General features: G+C 72.6%; 14 protein-coding genes. 6 read left to right on the top strand and 8 right to left on the bottom strand.

Translation table 11 applies throughout. The annotated features are described in order from the left end of the window. Positions 1-19: 19 nt before the first annotated feature. From MQV74_RS04865 to MQV74_RS04850, 4 genes are all read right to left on the bottom strand, one after another. Complete coding sequence (locus MQV74_RS04865; protein ID WP_242714774.1) at positions 20-775, bottom strand: calcium-binding protein; 756 nt, start codon at positions 773-775, stop codon at positions 20-22. A gap of 176 nt (positions 776-951) precedes the next feature. Further along, positions 952-2499, bottom strand: coding sequence for an FAD-dependent oxidoreductase (locus MQV74_RS04860; protein WP_242714773.1), 1548 nt, complete (start codon positions 2497-2499; stop codon positions 952-954). 75 nt (positions 2500-2574) lie between these two features. After that, a complete protein-coding gene (locus MQV74_RS04855; protein WP_199818770.1) occupies positions 2575-2730 on the bottom strand; it encodes a DUF6131 family protein in 156 nt (51 codons plus the stop codon). 223 nt (positions 2731-2953) lie between these two features. Beyond that, a complete protein-coding gene (locus tag MQV74_RS04850) occupies positions 2954-4120 on the bottom strand; it encodes a lactate 2-monooxygenase (protein ID WP_242714772.1) in 1167 nt (388 codons plus the stop codon). Positions 4121-4460: 340 nt separating this feature from the next. Between MQV74_RS04850 and MQV74_RS04845 the strand changes: the two genes are divergently transcribed. Continuing rightward, complete coding sequence (locus MQV74_RS04845) at positions 4461-6122, top strand: ABC-F family ATP-binding cassette domain-containing protein (protein WP_242714771.1); 1662 nt, start codon at positions 4461-4463, stop codon at positions 6120-6122. A gap of 58 nt (positions 6123-6180) precedes the next feature. On the opposite strand, the gene MQV74_RS04840 is transcribed toward MQV74_RS04845, so the two are convergent. Further along, positions 6181-7488: a YhgE/Pip domain-containing protein gene (locus MQV74_RS04840; protein WP_242714770.1), complete on the bottom strand. Its 1308-nt coding sequence runs from the start codon at positions 7486-7488 to the stop codon at positions 6181-6183. 136 nt (positions 7489-7624) lie between these two features. Here MQV74_RS04840 and MQV74_RS04835 point away from each other — a divergent pair, with 136 nt between their 5' ends. The 3 genes from MQV74_RS04835 to MQV74_RS04825 all read left to right on the top strand — a co-directional run bounded on the left by MQV74_RS04835 (position 7625) and on the right by MQV74_RS04825 (position 9249). Then, positions 7625-8290, top strand: a complete 666-nt coding sequence (locus MQV74_RS04835) for a MerR family transcriptional regulator (RefSeq protein ID WP_242714769.1) — start codon at positions 7625-7627, stop codon at positions 8288-8290. A 75-nt stretch (positions 8291-8365) separates the two neighbouring features. Further along, positions 8366-8725, top strand: a complete 360-nt coding sequence (locus MQV74_RS04830; protein WP_242714768.1) for a DUF6204 family protein — start codon at positions 8366-8368, stop codon at positions 8723-8725. A 62-nt stretch (positions 8726-8787) separates the two neighbouring features. Continuing rightward, positions 8788-9249, top strand: a complete 462-nt coding sequence (locus tag MQV74_RS04825; RefSeq protein WP_242714767.1) for a MarR family winged helix-turn-helix transcriptional regulator — start codon at positions 8788-8790, stop codon at positions 9247-9249. Positions 9250-9270: 21 nt separating this feature from the next. Here the strand turns inward: MQV74_RS04825 and MQV74_RS04820 are convergent, their stop codons facing one another. Continuing rightward, on the bottom strand, positions 9271-10221 hold the full coding sequence (locus MQV74_RS04820; RefSeq protein WP_242714766.1) for an EamA family transporter: 951 nt from the start codon (positions 10219-10221) through the stop codon (positions 9271-9273). A 39-nt stretch (positions 10222-10260) separates the two neighbouring features. On the opposite strand from MQV74_RS04820, the gene MQV74_RS04815 reads away from it, so the two are divergent. Together MQV74_RS04815 and MQV74_RS04810 are read left to right on the top strand one after the other, a co-directional pair. After that, entirely contained in the window at positions 10261-10800 is a 540-nt protein-coding gene (locus tag MQV74_RS04815; protein WP_242714765.1) for a MarR family winged helix-turn-helix transcriptional regulator, read from the top strand. Positions 10801-12520: 1720 nt separating this feature from the next. Continuing rightward, entirely contained in the window at positions 12521-13174 is a 654-nt protein-coding gene (locus MQV74_RS04810; protein ID WP_242714764.1) for a helix-turn-helix transcriptional regulator, read from the top strand. A gap of 75 nt (positions 13175-13249) precedes the next feature. On the opposite strand, the gene MQV74_RS04805 is transcribed toward MQV74_RS04810, so the two are convergent. Continuing rightward, a complete protein-coding gene (locus MQV74_RS04805) occupies positions 13250-13576 on the bottom strand; it encodes a thioesterase domain-containing protein (protein WP_308402238.1) in 327 nt (108 codons plus the stop codon). Between the two features lie 754 nt (positions 13577-14330). After that, complete coding sequence (locus tag MQV74_RS04800; RefSeq protein ID WP_242714763.1) at positions 14331-14930, bottom strand: hypothetical protein; 600 nt, start codon at positions 14928-14930, stop codon at positions 14331-14333. Between the last annotated feature and the right edge of the window lie 964 nt (positions 14931-15894).

Genomic DNA, 15894 nt, shown 5'->3' with positions numbered 1-15894 from the left:
GGTGCCTACGACGTGGCGATCAACGCACGTCGACGGCGTCACCGGCGGCCTTGACCGCCCCGGTGCTGGAGTTGCCCGCGAAGGCGTAGCGGTACGAGCCGTCGACCGAGGCCTTGACCGTGGTCTTGAGGTTGCCCTTGTTGTCGGTCTTGACGGTCTTCACCGCGGTGTAGGCGGTGGCGCCCTTCTTCTTGAACTCCAGGGTCACCGACTGGCCGGTGTAGCCGGCGTACTTGTGGGTCTCCCAGTTGGCGCGGGTCAGCGCGCCCGTGATGGTCAGGGTCTTGCCCTTCTTGACCGGCTCGGGCGCGGCGTTGGCCGTCAGCTTCGCCTCGCGCTGGAGCTTGAACTTCCCGGCCTTCTCCGCGTAGATGCTGTCGGTGTCGGAGACCAGCAGGGGGTTGACGTACCACGTGCCCGCGGGCGTGTTGTCGAAGAAGTCGACGTCGGGGTCGATCGTGAACGTCCCCGTGCAGGTCGCCTTCGTGCCCTCGGCGGTGCACTTGGGGGTGGTCTGCGGCTGCGCCACGCTCGAATTCGGGCCGTACAGGGTGATGTCGGACTCGGTGATCGCGGAGTCGGTGTCCGCCGTCACCGAGACCTTGAAGGTCTTGCCGGCGGTGGTGCCGAGCACGACCGGCTTGCCGTCGTTCACCGTGACGTTCGTGATCGAGATGCCCTCGGGCGCGGCGGCCTGGGCCCCGGGGGCGGTGAAGCCCACGGCGGCCGCGGCGAGCACGGAGCCGAACACGGCGATGCGAGTGCGGTGTTGCATGACTGGTCCCCCACGGATGGTGCCGGGACGCGAGCGCTGCCCGGCGATAGATGTGAACGAAGTGACCTTACGGTCTTCACCACATCTTCATCACCGTGGTGATCGCCACGTGCGTCGCGTACAACCTTTCGCCAGGAGGGCCTGCGAACGGTCCGGACCCCCGGGAGCGCGGGCCCTCAGGCGGGCGGGCCCGGAATCTCGCGCGGTGCGAGGGGGTGGGTGGCGGGGCCGTGCAGGACCGAGCCGTCCGTCGCGAAGCGGGAGCCGTGGCAGGGGCATTCCCAGGCCTGTTCCGCGTCGTTGAAGTGCACCAGACAGCCGAGGTGCGTGCAGCGCGCGGAGACCGCGCTGACCTGTCCGCTCGCGTCGCGGTGGACGGCGCACCGGTGGCCCTCCAGGCGTACGACGGCTCCGCTGCCAGGCCGGATGTCCGCGACCGAGTCGACGTGGGCGGTGTGCAGCCGGTCGCCGACGAAGTGCTTGGCCACGGCTGCCTGATGGGCGACGAAGGGGCCCGCTTCGCGGACCGGCGGCAGTCGGCGCGGGTCGTACAGCTCGGTCCAGTCGGGCCGGGGCCCGCCGGTGACGTGGGCCGCGAGCAGTTCGCCCGCCATGACGCCGTTGCTCATGCCCCAGCCGCCGAAGCCGGTGGCCACGTAGACGTGCTGGGTGCCGGGGTGGGCGTGGCCGACGTACGGAAGACGGTCCAGGGAGTCGTTGTCCTGCGCGGCCCAGCGGTAGCCGGTGTCCGCCCGGGCGAAGTGCGGCACGTGGGCGCGGGCCCAGGCGTCGAGCCGGGCGTAGCGTTCCCGCACGTCGTCCGTTCCCGGCGTGAAGGACTCCCCGGTGACGATGACGAGGCGCCGCTCCTCGTCGTAGGGCGCGCTGCGCAGCGAGCGGACCCCGTCCTCCGGCGTGAGGTACATGCCCGTGGGGGCAGCGGCCGTCGGCACGGGAGCGGCGAGCACCAGCTCCCGGCGGGGGGTGAGGCGGGTGAAGAGCAGGGTGCGGTCGAAGACCGGGTAGTGCGTGGCGATGACCACGTCGCGCGTCTCCACGGTGACCCCGGCCTCAGTCGTCAGGCGGCAGCGGTGGCCGTCATGCAGCTCGGTGACCCTGGCGCGCTCGAAGACGCGGGCCCCGGCCGCGGTGAGGTGCTCGGCCAGGGCCAGGAGGAACTTGCGCGGGTGGAACTGGAGCTGGCCCTCGACGCGGACCGCGCCCGCGATGGCGAAGGGGAGTTCGGTGTCGGTCACGAACGAGGCGTCGAGTCCGGCCCGCCGTGCCGCGGCGGCCTCCTCCTGGAGCTCCTTGACGCGCTCGGGGTCGCACAGATAGGTGAAGGCGGGGGCGCCCTCCAGGTCCGCGTCGATGTCGAGGTCCGCGCACAGGTCGGCGGTCCGCTCCACGGCTTCCTGCTGGGAGCGGGCGTAGCGGCGGGCGTCGTCGGCGCCGTGCTCGGCCTCCAGACGCGCGTAGCACAGGCCGTGCGCGGCGCTGAGCTTGGCGGTCGTGTAGCCGCTCACGCCCGCGGCGATGCGGTCCGCCTCCAGGAGGACCACGTCGAGGCCGGAGCGGGTGAGCTCCCACGCCGTGCAGAGACCGGCGATGCCGCCGCCGACGACCGCGACGTCCGCCGTCAGATCCGTGTCGGGGGCCGGGTAGCGGGTCTCGGGCGTCGTGGTCAGCCAGTACGACTCGTCGACAACTGCGGTGCGCTGCATGGCGGTTCCCCTCGGGGGCCGGGTGCGGGCGCCGCCGCGGCCCGGGGGAGCGCGCGGCGGCCGTGCGGTGCGCTGCTACCAGTAGTGACGTCGTCCGCCCACCGCGTGTCCGACGGCGCCGAGGAGCCAGAGGACGGCGCCGACGGCGACGAGGATGACGCCGATCGTCCAGAGGATCGAGATGCCGGCCACCAGGCCGATGACGAGCAGAACGAGACCGATCGCGATCATTGGGTCCTCCAATGTGCGGATATGTTCCAGTATGCGCCCGTCGGTGTGGTGCCGTACCGGCCGGTCCGGGGGCGACGTACTGGCTGTGTCGTCGGGGGAGGGCGTCCGGCGGCACGGGCCACCGGACGTGGAGCCGTCCTGCTCGACGCGACCGCGCGGTTTCGTCATCGAGACGGCGTGAGAACCCCAGTACCCCGCTTCCCCGTCTCGACACGCGGTCGTGTCACGCCACGCGGCGGAGCGCGTCCGGGGTGAGGTCGCCGAGCGTTGGATATCCGTCGACGGCCATGATCAGATCGGTCTCGGCGAGGAGCGAGCGGAGCACGTGGACGATGCCGTCGGTGCCGCCGAGGGCGAGCCCGTACGCGTAGGGGCGGCCGATGGCGACGGCGGTGGCGCCCAGGGCGAGCGCCTTGACGATGTCCGCACCGCTGCGCACGCCGGAGTCGAAGAGCACCGGCAGTCCGTCGGCGGCCGCCACCACGCCGGGCAGCGCGTCCAGGGCGGGCAGCCCGCCGTTGGCCTGGCGGCCGCCGTGGTTGGAGCAGTAGACGCCGTCCGCCCCGCCGTCCTTCGCCCGGCGCACGTCGTCGGGGTGGCAGAGGCCCTTGAGGATCAGCGGCAGCTCGGTCAGCGAGCGCAGCCAGGGCAGATCCGCCCAGGTGAGCGGATTGCCGAAGACGCGCACCCAGTTGAGGACGGCCTCCTGCGGGGCCTCCTCCGGCGGCCGCTTCAGGTGCGCGCGGAAGACCGGGTCCGAGAAGTAGTTGGCGAGGCAGTGGCCGCGCAGCTGGGGGAAGTTGCTGACGCCCACATCGCGCGGACGCCAGCCCGTCACCCAGGTGTCGAGGGTGACCACGATGCCCCGGAACCCGGCCGACTCCGCCCGGCGGACGAGGCTCTCCGCCAGGTCACGGTCGGTCGGGGTGTAGAGCTGGAAGAAGCCGGGAGTGTCCCCGAGCGCGGCGGCCACGTCCTCCATGGGGTCGACGGACAGCGTCGAGGCGATCATCGGCACGCCGGTACGGGCGGACGCCCGCGCGGTGGCCACGTCACCGTGCCCGTCCTGCGCGCACAGACCGATCACGCCGATGGGCGCCATGAGCGCGGGCGAGGGCAGCGTCGTCCCGAACAGCTCGACGGACAGGTCGCGCTCGGCGGCGCCGACGAACATGCGCGGGACCAGACCCCAGCCGTCGAACGCGGTGACGTTCACGCGCTGGGTGCGTTCGTCCCCCGCCCCGCCCGCGACGTACGACCACACCGAGGGCGGCAGCGCCGCCTCGGCCCCGGCCTCCCACCCCGCGAAGCCCATCGGGAAGCGCGGGAGGACCCCGCCGAGCCCTTCGAGGTAGATCTCGTTCTGGTAGGAACCGAATGCCTGCCCCATGTGCCTGCCTCTCCACCCGCGGCCGCCGTCCCGGTGCGGCGATCCAGCGACCAGGGTGCAGCGCGGTGGGCCCGCCCCACCACGGCCGTACGTCGGTTTTCCGCGGGCGCGGTCCGCGGCATGCCCCGTGGGGGCCGTGCCACGGCCGGCGGAAATTCGGATGAACCGGCGCGCCGCCCTTGTTACCGTGATCGACATGGCACGAGGCATCTGGTCGCAGAAGGTCCGCTCCGCCCGCTGACGGCGGCGCCTTCCCCTGCTGAATCCGCGCTCGCCGTCCCGGTTCCCGCCGGGCGGCCGCTGTGCGCTGCCCGGCTCCCTGCGAGCTGCGGAGCACCCCGTGAACCTCACGCCCACCCCCGAAAGCCCGTCCCTGCCCGTCGAGGCGGGCGACAGCGCACACGTCCGCGCCGAAGGCGTCACCGTCACCCGCGGATCCCGGCACGTCCTGCACGACGTCTCGGTCACCGTCCCCGCCCGCTCGCGGCTCGCCGTCGTCGGCGAGAACGGCCGGGGCAAGACGACGCTCCTGCACGTCCTCGCCGGACTGGTCGCCCCCGACGAGGGCAGCGTGCACCGGGCCGGCACGATCGGCCTGGCCCGCCAGGAGCTCGCCGTACCCGACGGCGCGACCGTGGGCACCCTGACGTCCGAGGCGCTCGCCGCCTCGCTCGCGGCCCTCGTCGCCCTGGACGCGACGACCCACGCCCTGGCCGAGGGGCAGCCCGGCGCCGACGACCGCTACGCCACCGCGCTCGACGCCGCCACCCGGCTCGACGCCTGGGACGCCGAACGCCGCGTCGACGTCGCCCTGGAGGCCCTCGGCGCCCCCGCCGACCGCGAGCGCCCCCTGGCGACCCTCTCCGTCGGGCAGCGCTACCGGGTCCGCCTGGCCTGTCTGCTCGGCGCGCACCACGACGTCCTGCTGCTCGACGAGCCGACCAACCACCTCGACGCCGACGGCCTGGACTTCCTGACCCGCAGGCTGCGCGAGCACGCCGGGGGCCTCGCCGTCGTCAGCCACGACCGGGCGCTGCTGCGCGACGTCGCCGACCGCTGCCTCGACCTCGATCCGACCCGGGACGGAAGGCCGCGCCTGTACGCCGGTGGCTACGACGCCTGGCAGGACGCCCGGCGCCGTGAGCGCGAACGCTGGGAGCGGGACCACGAGGAGCAGCAGGCCGAGCACCGGCGTCTGACGGACGCGGTGTCCAGGGCCCGCGACCGGCTCTCCACCGGCTGGCGGCCGGAGAAGGGGACCGGCAAGCACCAGCGCCAGTCCCGCGCGCCGGGCGTCGTGCAGGCCCTGAAGCGGCAGCAGGACGCCCTGGAGGCGCACCGGATCGACGTGCCGGAGCCGCCCGCGGCACTGCGCTGGCCGGACCCGGGCGTCCGGTCGGGGGCGCCGCAGCTGCGGGCGCACGGCGTCGCGGTCGAAGGACGCCTCGCGGGCCCGGTCGCCCTCAGCCTCGACGGCGGCGACCGGCTGCTCGTCACCGGGCCGAACGGCGCGGGGAAGTCCACCCTGCTCGCGGTGCTCGCCGGTGCGCTCGCGCCCACGGACGGATACGTCCGGACGGCCCGGGGCGCGCGGGTCGTCCGGCTCACCCAGGAGACGGCGGGGCAGGACCCCGCGCTCACCGCCCGCGAGGCGCACGCCCGGCACGTGGGGCGGCTCGTGGCGGCCGGGACGCTCCGGGACGCCGACGCCGTCCCGCTGGGCGCGTTCGGCCTGCTGGACGCCGAGGCGCTGCGCACCCCGGTCGGGCGGATGTCGCAGGGGCAGCGGCGGCGCCTCGACCTGGCCCTCGCGCTGGCCGGGCGGCCCGGTCTGCTCCTGCTCGACGAGCCGACGAACCATCTGTCGGCGGCGCTCGTCGACGAGGTGACCGACGCCGTCCGGGGGACGAGCGCGGCCGTCGTCGTCGCCACGCACGACCGCCAGCTCCTGCGGGACCTCGCGGACTGGCCGCGCCTGGAGATCGGGGGACGCCGGGAATGACGACGGCCGGGCCGGAACGGTGTGCACCGTTCCGGCCCGGCCGTGGGCGGGCCGTGTCTCAGGCCGACGCGGGCTCCGGCGCGGCCTCGGTGGCCTTGGCGGGCTCGGCGGGCACCCGGTGCAGGCCCTTGCGGTCGTACAGGCGGGTCATGCCGAAGCCGAAGAGCAGGGAGACGACCAGGGCGACGCCCATGGAGATCCAGGCGCGGGTCAGTCCGGCGTCGCCCTGGGCGCCGAAGTACAGGATGGCGCGCAGGCCCCCGGTGAGCTGACGCAGCGGCTCGAACTCCGCGAGCGCGCGGAAGAACCCGGGCAGCGCCTCCAGCGGCACCGTGGCGCCGGAGGACGGGACGGCCATGGCGACGAAGACGATGGTCGAGAGCAGCATGCCGGGCGTGCCGAAGACGGCGAGCAGCGCCAGGGCGCTGAGGCCGACGACGGCGATGGTGCCCACGGAGTAGAGCCAGAGCAGGCCGAGGTGGTCCGCGTCCATGCCGAGGGCGCCGACCGTGGCGAGCTCCACGAGGGAGCCCATGACCACGGAGAGACCCAGCATCAGGGCCGAGTTGATGGCCAGGGTGCGCACGCGGCTGGTGCGGCGCAGGGGGTTGCGCTGGCGGAACGGGCCGAAGTCGGAGTGCAGATAGCCGAGCGCCGTGTCGACCTGGGAGTGGATCACGTTGGCGGCGAGCATGCCGGAGACCAGCAGGACCAGGGCGTAGTAGAAGGCGCTCAGGCCCATGGCGCTGTGGGTCTCCAACGGGTGGCCGTCGGCGACCTGGACGGTCACGGGGTCGGTGAGCATCAGCTGGGCGGCGGGGGCGAGCGGTGCCTTCTGCTCGCTCGCGCGGCCGAGGAGCTCCTTGCCGAGCTGCGCGGACGCGGCGTGGGCGGCCTTCTGCGTGGCCTGGCTCGCCATGGAGGAGCCGAAGCTTCCGGCCGCCTGGTTGGTGAGCACCGTGAGGGTCGGCGGGGCGGGGTTCTTCTGCTGCGCGCTGCTGAGGCCGCCGACCGTGGCGGTGAAGTCCTTCGGCACGACGAGCGCGCCGTAGAGCTTGCCCTGGCCGAGGCGCTTGTCGGCCTCGGCCTGGCTGAGGACCTGCCAGTCGATGCTGTCGTTGTCCGCGGCGGCCTTCTTGATGCCGGAGACGACCTGGTCGCCGATGTTCATGTGCTGCTTGCCCGTGCCCGCGCCGCGGTCGTTGTTGACCAGCGCGACGGGCAGGTCACGCAGGTTGCCCTTGGGGTTCACGTTGCCGCCCACATAGAGCAGGGCGAACAAGGTGGAGACCACCGCGACGATGATGCCCGTGCCGATCCACAGCCGGGGGCTGCGGAGCGCGGACGAGGGCTGAGGGGAAGGCATGGACGCTCCAGTGCACTGACGCTACGTAACTAGATACTTGAGGTATCCAGCTCTAGATAGTGACAGTATCGAGTTGGTGGTGTCCAATTGCCGTGAGGGGCTGCCGGGACGCGTCCCCCGTCGTCGAGGAAGCCGCGTGAAAATCTCCGAGCTCAGCCAGAGGACCGGCGTACCGGTCGCCAGCATCAAGTACTTCCGGCGCCAGGGGCTGCTGCCTGCGGGCCGGGCGACGGCCGCGACCCTGGCCGAGTACGGCGAGGAGCACGTCCAGCGGCTGCGCCTGATCAAGGCGCTCACCACGCTCGGCGGCCTGTCCATCGCCGCCACCGGCGACGTTCTGGCGGCGGTCGACCGGGCCGACAGCACCGACGGCACGCTCAGGGCGATCAGCTACGCACTGCCGGTGCCCGTCGCGCAGGCCCCGGCCGGGGACGAGGGCCGGGAGGCGGCGGCCGAGGCGGCCGCGGCGGCGGACGCCGCGGACCTGATCGCGGCCATGGACTGGCAGGTCCCCGACGACTCCCCGCACGTCCAGGGGCTGACGACGGTGCTGCGGGAGCTCAGACGCCTCGACGCCAACTACCGCCTGGACCGGCTCGCCGCCTATGGGGAGCTGGCCCGCTCGATCGCCCGCCTCGACCTGGAGCGCGCGGCGGACTTCGACGACTCGCCCGCCCTGGCCGAGCAGGCCGTGATCGTCCTTGCCCTCTCCGGTCCCGTACTCGAACTCCTGCGGCGCCTGGCGCAGGAGGACCAGGTGCGCCGCAGGATGGAGGCGGCGGGGGAGCCCGGCGAGGTGTGACCGCCCGGGCGGACCCGGGTGCTCCGACCGGAAAACGCGGTGGAGCGGCTCCGCCCCGCTGGTTAGGGTCGCCGGATGACTACTCGTACCTTCCGCGTCACCGTGCGCGGTGTCTTCGACGGACTGACGCCCGACCAGCGGGCCGAACTGCTGGCCCGGGCCGCGGAGCACGACGTGCTGCGCGCCGCCTTCACGCCCGAGGGGCACCTCAGCTACGACATCGCCGCCCGGCCCGCCTTCACCTTCCGCTTCCAGGCCGAGGGGGAGGAAGAGGAAGACATCCTGGAAGCCACCGACCAGGCCGAGGCGGCCGCGAAGGCGTGGCTCGAGCAGCGCGGCTACGGCTACAAGAACCTCCGGCCCCAGGCCGAGGACCTCTCCCAGGCACCGCTCGGCAAGCGGCAGCGCCGGGCCGCCGCCCAGAAGCGCACCTGACCCGCATCCGATGCTTGACTGCTCAAGCCCTGCCCTAAGCTTGAGCAGTCAAGGAGGAAGCAATGACTGATGCCCTCGACGCGTCGCTGCGTCTCGTACGGGCCCAGACCGCCCTGGTGAAGCGGTTCGACGCGGCTCTGGGCGGTCTGCACGGCGTGAGCCTGGCCGACTTCACCCTGCTCCTGTGCCTGGGGCAGGCGCCCGGCGACCGCATGCGCCGAGTGGACTTGGCCGAGGCGCTCGGCCTGACCGCGTCCGGAGTGACCCGGGGCCTCGCGCCGCTGGAGCGGATCGGCCTCGTCACGCGCGAGGCGAACGCCCGCGACGCCCGGGTGGCGTACGCCGCGCTGACCGACACGGGCCGCGAGCGCCTGGCGGAGATGCTCGCCACGGCCGAGCGGGTCGCCGCCGACGTCTTCGCCCCGCCCGTGTGGACGAAGGAGGACGTCGCCTCCCTGGCCACCGGGCTGACCCGCCTCGGCGGCACCGGCCTCGACGGCCGGGGCGCGACCCCGTCCGCGTGACCCAGGGCCTCGGCGCGGCCTTCACGCAGGGCCGCACCGAGAGGGATTCCGTGCCGAATCCTCGGCGGAGCCGGGCCGCTCGTCGGTGACGGCGCGCGTGCGTGTCCGGCCGCCGTCGCGCCGCCCCGCGCGGGCGGGCCTGCCGAGGACGACTCCCACCAGCACCAGGGCGAGCCCGCACAGTTGCTGCACGGTCAGCACCTCCGCGGCGACCGCCGTGCCGAGCAGGACGCCCGTGAACGGGTTGAGCAGTCCGATCAGACCCACCGTCCCCGCGGGCAGATGACGCAGCCCCGTGAACCAGGCGGCGAAGGCCAGAGCGGTGGCGATCAGGCCGACGTAGGCGAACGCGAGGACCTCCGAAGGCGAGAGCGCGGTGGGCGGGCCCTCCGCGACGGCGGCCGCGGGGAGCAGGAAGAGGCCGCCGGCGGTGAGCTGCCAGGCGGTCGAGGCGAGTACGTCGGCGTCGGCGCTCCAGCGCTTGGCCAGGACGTAGCCGAACGACGACATCAGCATGGCGGCGGCCGAGGCGAGGACACCCGGCACGCTCACCCCTGCCACCCCCGTGAGCAGCATGAGGCAGACCCCGGCGAGGCCGATGACCGCGCCCGACAGATGCGTGGCGCTGGGGCGTTCGGACACCAGGAGCCAGGCGATCAGCATCATCGTCAGCGGGGACACCGCCATGACCGTGGCGGCGACGCTCGTCGTAAGGAGTTGCGAGGCGACGTAGACGAGGACGAAGAACACGCTCACGTTGAGCAGGCCGAGCACCGCGGACCGCCACCACCACGCGCCGCGCGGCCGCTGCCTGCGCACGGCGAGGAGCAGGAGACCCGCGGGCAGCGCGCGCAGCGCGGCCCCCGAGAGCGGGCGGTCCGCGGGGAGGTACTCGTGCGTGACGAAGTAGTTCGTGCCCCAGGCCACCGGAGCGACCGCGGTCAGTGCCACCCATCGCGCATTGGCTTCCATGGAAGCCAATATAGCTTCCTGGGAAGCTAATATGTGCGGATGGACGACGTGCGCAGGGAAGAGCGGCAGCCACAGGACCGCGTGGCCCGCATTCAGGCCGACTGGCGCCGCGAGCGGCCCGACGTGGATGTCTCGCCGCAGGGGGTGATCGGTCGACTGCACCGCCTGGCCGACCGGCTCACCGAGCAGCTGTGCCTCGTCTATGGGCAGTACGGCCTCGGCGAGGGCGAGTTCGACGTGCTGTGCGCGCTGCGCCGGGCCGGAGCGCCCTACGAGCGGGCGCCCGGCGAGCTGGCCGCGCACACCATGGTCACCACCGGGGCGATGACGAAGCGGATCGACCGGCTGGAGCGGGCCGGGCTCGTCACCCGCCGCCGCTCCGGCGACGACCAGCGTGGCCGCATCGTCGCCCTGACCGGGCCCGGACGCGAACTGATCGACGAGGCGTTCACCGACCACATGCGCAATGAACGCCGACTGGTGAACCTCCTGACCCCCGACGAAGCCGCGTCGCTCGAAGCGCTGCTCACGACCTGGCTCTCCCGCATGGAACCGCCGCACACGCGTGACGGCGGGTGAAGGAGCGCCGTCGGTCCGCCGTTCACCCGGCCCGCGCGGCCCGGGTGGACGGGCCGGTGGTGGACGTGGTGGCGACGGCGGCTCTGGAAGGGCGTCCAGGTCTCGGCCGACCGGCGCCGGGACGGTGTGGAGGGTGTGAGGTAGGCCACGGAGGGTGGATGTCGAGGCCCAAAACGGGCAGGAAACGGAGCCCGTCAGTGGCCGAACGGGCATGGGCGCGGCGTGCGGGTTCGGCCCCCGGTAGCCACGCGGGACGCTGGGCATATGCCAGAGTCATCTATCACGGTCGCAAAATTACGCAGAGTAACGCCAGGTGGAGTGGGTGCTGATGATTCGCTCCCGCATATTTGTCAGCGCGTAAACAGCCCTCGGTGTCATCCTTGAAGGCGGGCGGACGGGTGTTGTTTTCGCTCGCGACGGCCACAAAAAGAGAGGCTGGTGCGGGCGGTGCACCCGGGGATATGGTTGGTTCCAGCGCGAGAGTTCGGATAATGTAATCGTCTGACCTCGCGCGATTCGGTTTCACATCCCATCGGGCCACCCGGTGGAGTGCCTTGCTGGAATATCTCCCTTGAGGCCGGTGCGGACTGAGTGTGCCTTATGAAGTGCGGCTCCCATATCACCGTCCTCAACTCCGGCCTGTCTCTGGTCGGGGCTAATGGCAGTTCGCTTGCCGCATTTTTGTCCGGCGCGCCAATCGGGCCAACTTCCCTCTCGTTTTCCTGCCGCCGTGACTCCAGCGGACGCCCCCGCCCCGGCCGACCGTCCCGCGGTGGCGCTGTGACCTTGGTGGTCTGAATGGGGTGGCTGCCTGGTCTGCGGCCCCCGAAACGTGCCTCTGACGTGGGCTTTCCGGCCATCCAGAACAACGGCCGCCTGCTATCCGAAAGCGCAAGGCTTGCTGCGTCATGGGGCGTGGGAGGGGCCTTCCTCTCTCGTGTTACCGCCGGGACACGCGCGGATCGCGGAGGGTCGCACGATGAATTTCGCGAGCCCAAGGGGTTACGAGCATTCCCATCCGCCTGCCACTCGTAAGCGCCTTGTAAGTAGAGCGTAAACAGCGGCGTTCGCGCCTCAGGCTGAAAATGTTCGCCGGTTGACATTTTTCGAAGCGCGGGTTTTGACTTGCGCTCGTTGTCGCGGAGGATTGGCCGAGAAAGGCTCGGTCCAATCCGGGCCGAGCAGCCATCAGTTCCGTACTCATGGACGACTCACGGGGGCGGAGAGCGCCATGCGCGAATCGGTACGAGTGGTCACCAGCACTGTCGCCGTCATCGGTGCCGCACCCGCGGCACCGATGCGGGCGCAGCAGGATCCCGGCGTACTGGCCGAGCTGACCGGTGTGCCGTTGCCCGCGAACCGGGCGGCCGCAGCGGAATCGGCGTGGACGGCCTGTGAGGACGCGGGCATCGGTGCCCGCGACCGTACGGACATCGATGTCTTCCTCGCCGGCTCCGCGGGACGTCCGCACCACCCCTCACCTTCGAACATGAGGCCGCATCGTCGGCACACCTCACATCGGGGTGCCCGAGGCGTCAGCGGAACATCAGCCGGACGTGAGCGGCGGGCACCAACCTGGTGGACGACAGCACGTGGCGCCGCTTGGTGCGCGAACGCGGCAGCTGCTTACCTGACAGCGGAGGAGCGAGCGGTGGACGCAGGTGTCTCCCGTCACCGCCGCACCTCAGGACCACCGTGGAACCTGGAGGCGCTCTAGCCCATGCAGCCGACCCTTGAGAGCGTTCCCACGACGCGGCCGGTGCTGGTGACCGTGCACGCGTCGGACCCGATCTCCCAGGCCGGGGTGGTGAGCCAACTCCGGCAGTGCGCGGAGATCGCGGTGGCGGACGGCACGCAGCACGAGCGCGGCCACGTCGCCCTGCTCGTCGTCGGCACGGTGGACGAGGCGACCCTGGTGAGTCTGCGCAGACTCGTGCGCGCGCAGAGCGCCCGGGTGGTCCTGGTGGTGGACCGGATGCATGGGGCGGACGTGCTGGAGGTCGCGGGCTGCGGTGTCACCTCGATCGTGCGGCGGCGGGAGGCCACACCGGCCCGGCTGCTGCGGGCGGTCCTCGCGGCCCACCGGGGTCACGGTGACTTACCGCCCGATCTGTTGGGCAGGCTCATCGCCCAGATGGGGCGGCTCCAGAGCAGCGCGCAGGGCCCCGCGCGCCTCACCTCGGCGGAGATGACACCGCGGGAGGTCGACATCCTCCGTCTGGTGGCGGACGGCCTCGACACCGCCGAGGTCGCCGCCAAACTCGCGTACTCCGAGCGGACCGTGAAGAACGACCTGCAGAACCTGACCTCACGGCTGGGGCTGCGCAACCGGACCCACGCGGTGGCCTACGCACTGCGCGCGGGCTACATCTGAGCCGACGGGCCGCACCCGAGGCCGAACGGGGGCCGGACGAGCGAGTCGTCCGGCCCCCGCTCCCGCCCCCCGCCGCTAGCCGACGGGCACGGCCACGGCCACGGCTCCGCGCAGCGCCTCGACCACCACCGCGATGAGGGCGGTGATCGGGCAGCCGAGCACCGCGTCCACGGAGCCGTACGTCTCGATGGCCCGGTAGTCGCTGCGGACGGCGGGCAGCACCATGCGCAGCAGTTCCTCGTCGCCGAGCACCTTCGCGTCGATGCCGCTCAGGGGCTTCACATCGGCCAGGAGCCCGTCGTGTGCCACCACGGGCGCCGTCCGGTCCGCCAGGACGCCGATGTCGTCCACGTTCGGTTCGTTGCGCCGGTCCTGGCGGCCCGGGTACTGGAGGGCCGCCACGTCGGCGCCGCTCGCGAGCGCGGCCGAGACGGGGTGCTGGAAGCTCGCCGATCCGCCCGGCGTCCTCGTGGCGGTGCGGCCACTGGGGCTGCCAGGCGTACTCGGTCGCCAGTGCTTCTGTTTCCCCGGACGAGAACGTTGCGTGCACGCACAGCGTCGGGGTCCCCACCGGTTCGGGCTTCCAGTTGTCGAACACGCGCACGGAACCACTCCGTCCGGTCATCTGCGCGCCGGTCAGCAGGTCGAACGCCTGGCTGGTGGGCATCCGCTCCGACAGCGCCGCTTCGAGCCGCTTCTCGAACGAGTGCGTCGCGATGTACGTGTCGAGGAGCACGAACGGCCGGTCGCCCGCCTGCCGCTCCACGGCCTCGGCCTGGAAGCGGACCACCGCCTTCCGGGTCGCGGGCGGCGGCTTCCCGGCACCGAAGCCGGGGTGGGGCAGTGGGGTCACGTCCCGGTGTCCCGCGAGGACGGGGGCGAAGCGGGAGAAGTAGTGCGGGCCCGAAGGCGCCGTGGTCGACGGGAAGCACAGCAGCGGGATGCCGGGGCCGGTGGCGAGCGGGACCGGCGGCAGCGCGGCCACCTGGGCCCGCCGCCCGGGCGGCCCGGGGCGCACGGGGCCGCGCAGCAGCGGGTGCACCGGCTCGGGCCCGCTGCGCAGCCGAACTCGAACAGGGCGAGGCCCCCTCCTCGGTGAGGCCCGTGATGCCGGAGCGGGACATCCGTGCCACGTCGCTGTCCGCGAGGCCGCCGGTCATCGTGCTGCCGACTCCCACAGGCCCCATGCCGGCGATGTGGGGCGCAGGCCCACCGCCCTGCGGTGGTGGGCGAGCGCGTCCAGGAACGCGCTCGTCACCCGGAGCGCGGGTTGCCCCACGTCCGGCCGGTCGAGGGAGGGTGTGTCCGTGGTGCCGCGCAGGACGTCGAGCACGGGCCGGTCCACGTAGGGGTGCGGGCGTCCGCGCAGGCGGGCAGGTGCTCGGCGAACACCGGCGAACACCGGGGAAGCGGGGAGGAGTTCGTCGGCCATGCCCAGCCACCGCGGTCCGTGCCCGGGGAACCCGAAGGCGATGCCGTCGGTGGGGTCCGCGGCCGGGAGCGCCGACGCCGTTGACGCGGGGCCGGGCACCACGGAGCGGCCCTCGCTGAGGGCGAGCAGTTCGTCGGCGAGCCGTGTGCGGTCGCCGCCGGTCGGCGCGGCACGGCGGGCGAGCGCGGGCCGGGCCGTGGCGGAGTGGGCGAGGTCGAGGACGGGCAGGTCGGGCCCAGCGGTGAGCAGCGCGTGCAGGTCGGCGGCCTGTGCCCGCAGGGCGCCCGGGCTGTGCGCCGACAGGGCGACCGGGACGGCGGGCACGTCGGGGGCGGTGCGGCCGGGCCGGGGTGGCCCGCGCGCACGGCGGCTTCGGCGAGCGCCGGGCTCGGGGCGGCCCGCGCGTGGTCGGGGTCGAGCCGGTAGGCGAAGGCCGCGGTCCGGGCGTCGTCCCTGCGGCTGAGCTCGACGAAGGCGCCGTCGGCCCCGACCAGGGCCGTGTCGCACGCACCGGACCGGAGGGCGGCGACCGCTCCGGCGAGGGGGTGCCCGGTGCGGTGCGCGTTCGCCGGGTCGGGGAGGCCGAGGATCCGCACCGGCTCGCTCGCGCCGTCCTCGCCGAGGCGGTCGCCGCCCTCCGCGCTCTCCGCCGCGCCCGCTTCGGCCGCGCCCGCGCCCACCGCACCCGCTGCCGCTGCGCCGTCGGCCGCGGGGCAAGTGGCTTTGCGTCACCTCGTGGAGACAGTGGGTATAGACCAGCGGCCTCGCTGGGCGCCGCGAGACGCACTCGGCAACTGTGCGCAGCACATGCCAGAGGCGGGTTTCGGCCTCCCGGGCGGGAGCCCCGAATGCCGTGGAGGCCGCTGTTTCAGCGGCGGGTGAGTGCGTGCGGTGACGCGTGGAACGGATGTCGCTGGCTTGTTTGTCACATCGCATTGCCGAGTGGCGTCAAAAGCGCGCTGTGGCCGGATTTGAAAGGCGCCCTTTCGGCGCCGTGGCCTCGGTGTTAAAGTCGCTGCCTCATACGTTAATCGCGACCCTGTTCACATCGGCCCCGTCGGGGCGGCCCTCGATTCCTTGGCAGGGGCTTTCGATCTGCCCGCCGCCGAAGAGGTTCGTTTCTCAAATTTTGAAGATCGAGCCACTTGATGGTGGCGTCTGTCATATTCCTTGGGTGTTGTGGATTTCCGTCATCGGGCCTGCGAAGGTCATGGCGATGGCGGGAATCGGGTGCTGAATTCATGCAGTGCATGCGGCAAGAGATGTTCAAAGCGCAACAGGAGTAAGC

Source organism: Streptomyces sp. AN091965 (assembly GCF_022698285.1).
In the GTDB taxonomy this organism is placed as follows: Bacteria; Actinomycetota; Actinomycetes; order Streptomycetales; family Streptomycetaceae; genus Streptomyces.
This window is presented reverse-complemented; position numbering and strand designations above follow the sequence as displayed.

What these genes read in the sequence shown, in the direction of transcription:
- MQV74_RS04865 (WP_242714774.1), bottom strand. Translation starts at nt 775, where the DNA reads ATGCAACACCGCACTCGCATCGCCGTGTTCGGCTCCGTGCTCGCCGCG.
- MQV74_RS04860 (WP_242714773.1), bottom strand. Translation starts at nt 2,499, where the DNA reads ATGCAGCGCACCGCAGTTGTCGACGAGTCGTACTGGCTGACCACGACG.
- MQV74_RS04855 (WP_199818770.1), bottom strand. Translation starts at nt 2,730, where the DNA reads ATGATCGCGATCGGTCTCGTTCTGCTCGTCATCGGCCTGGTGGCCGGC.
- MQV74_RS04850 (WP_242714772.1), bottom strand. Translation starts at nt 4,120, where the DNA reads ATGGGGCAGGCATTCGGTTCCTACCAGAACGAGATCTACCTCGAAGGG.
- MQV74_RS04840 (WP_242714770.1), bottom strand. Translation starts at nt 7,488, where the DNA reads ATGCCTTCCCCTCAGCCCTCGTCCGCGCTCCGCAGCCCCCGGCTGTGG.
- MQV74_RS04830 (WP_242714768.1), top strand. Translation starts at nt 8,366, where the DNA reads ATGACTACTCGTACCTTCCGCGTCACCGTGCGCGGTGTCTTCGACGGA.
- MQV74_RS04825 (WP_242714767.1), top strand. Translation starts at nt 8,788, where the DNA reads ATGACTGATGCCCTCGACGCGTCGCTGCGTCTCGTACGGGCCCAGACC.
- MQV74_RS04820 (WP_242714766.1), bottom strand. Translation starts at nt 10,221, where the DNA reads ATGGAAGCCAATGCGCGATGGGTGGCACTGACCGCGGTCGCTCCGGTG.
- MQV74_RS04815 (WP_242714765.1), top strand. Translation starts at nt 10,261, where the DNA reads ATGGACGACGTGCGCAGGGAAGAGCGGCAGCCACAGGACCGCGTGGCC.
- MQV74_RS04810 (WP_242714764.1), top strand. Translation starts at nt 12,521, where the DNA reads ATGCAGCCGACCCTTGAGAGCGTTCCCACGACGCGGCCGGTGCTGGTG.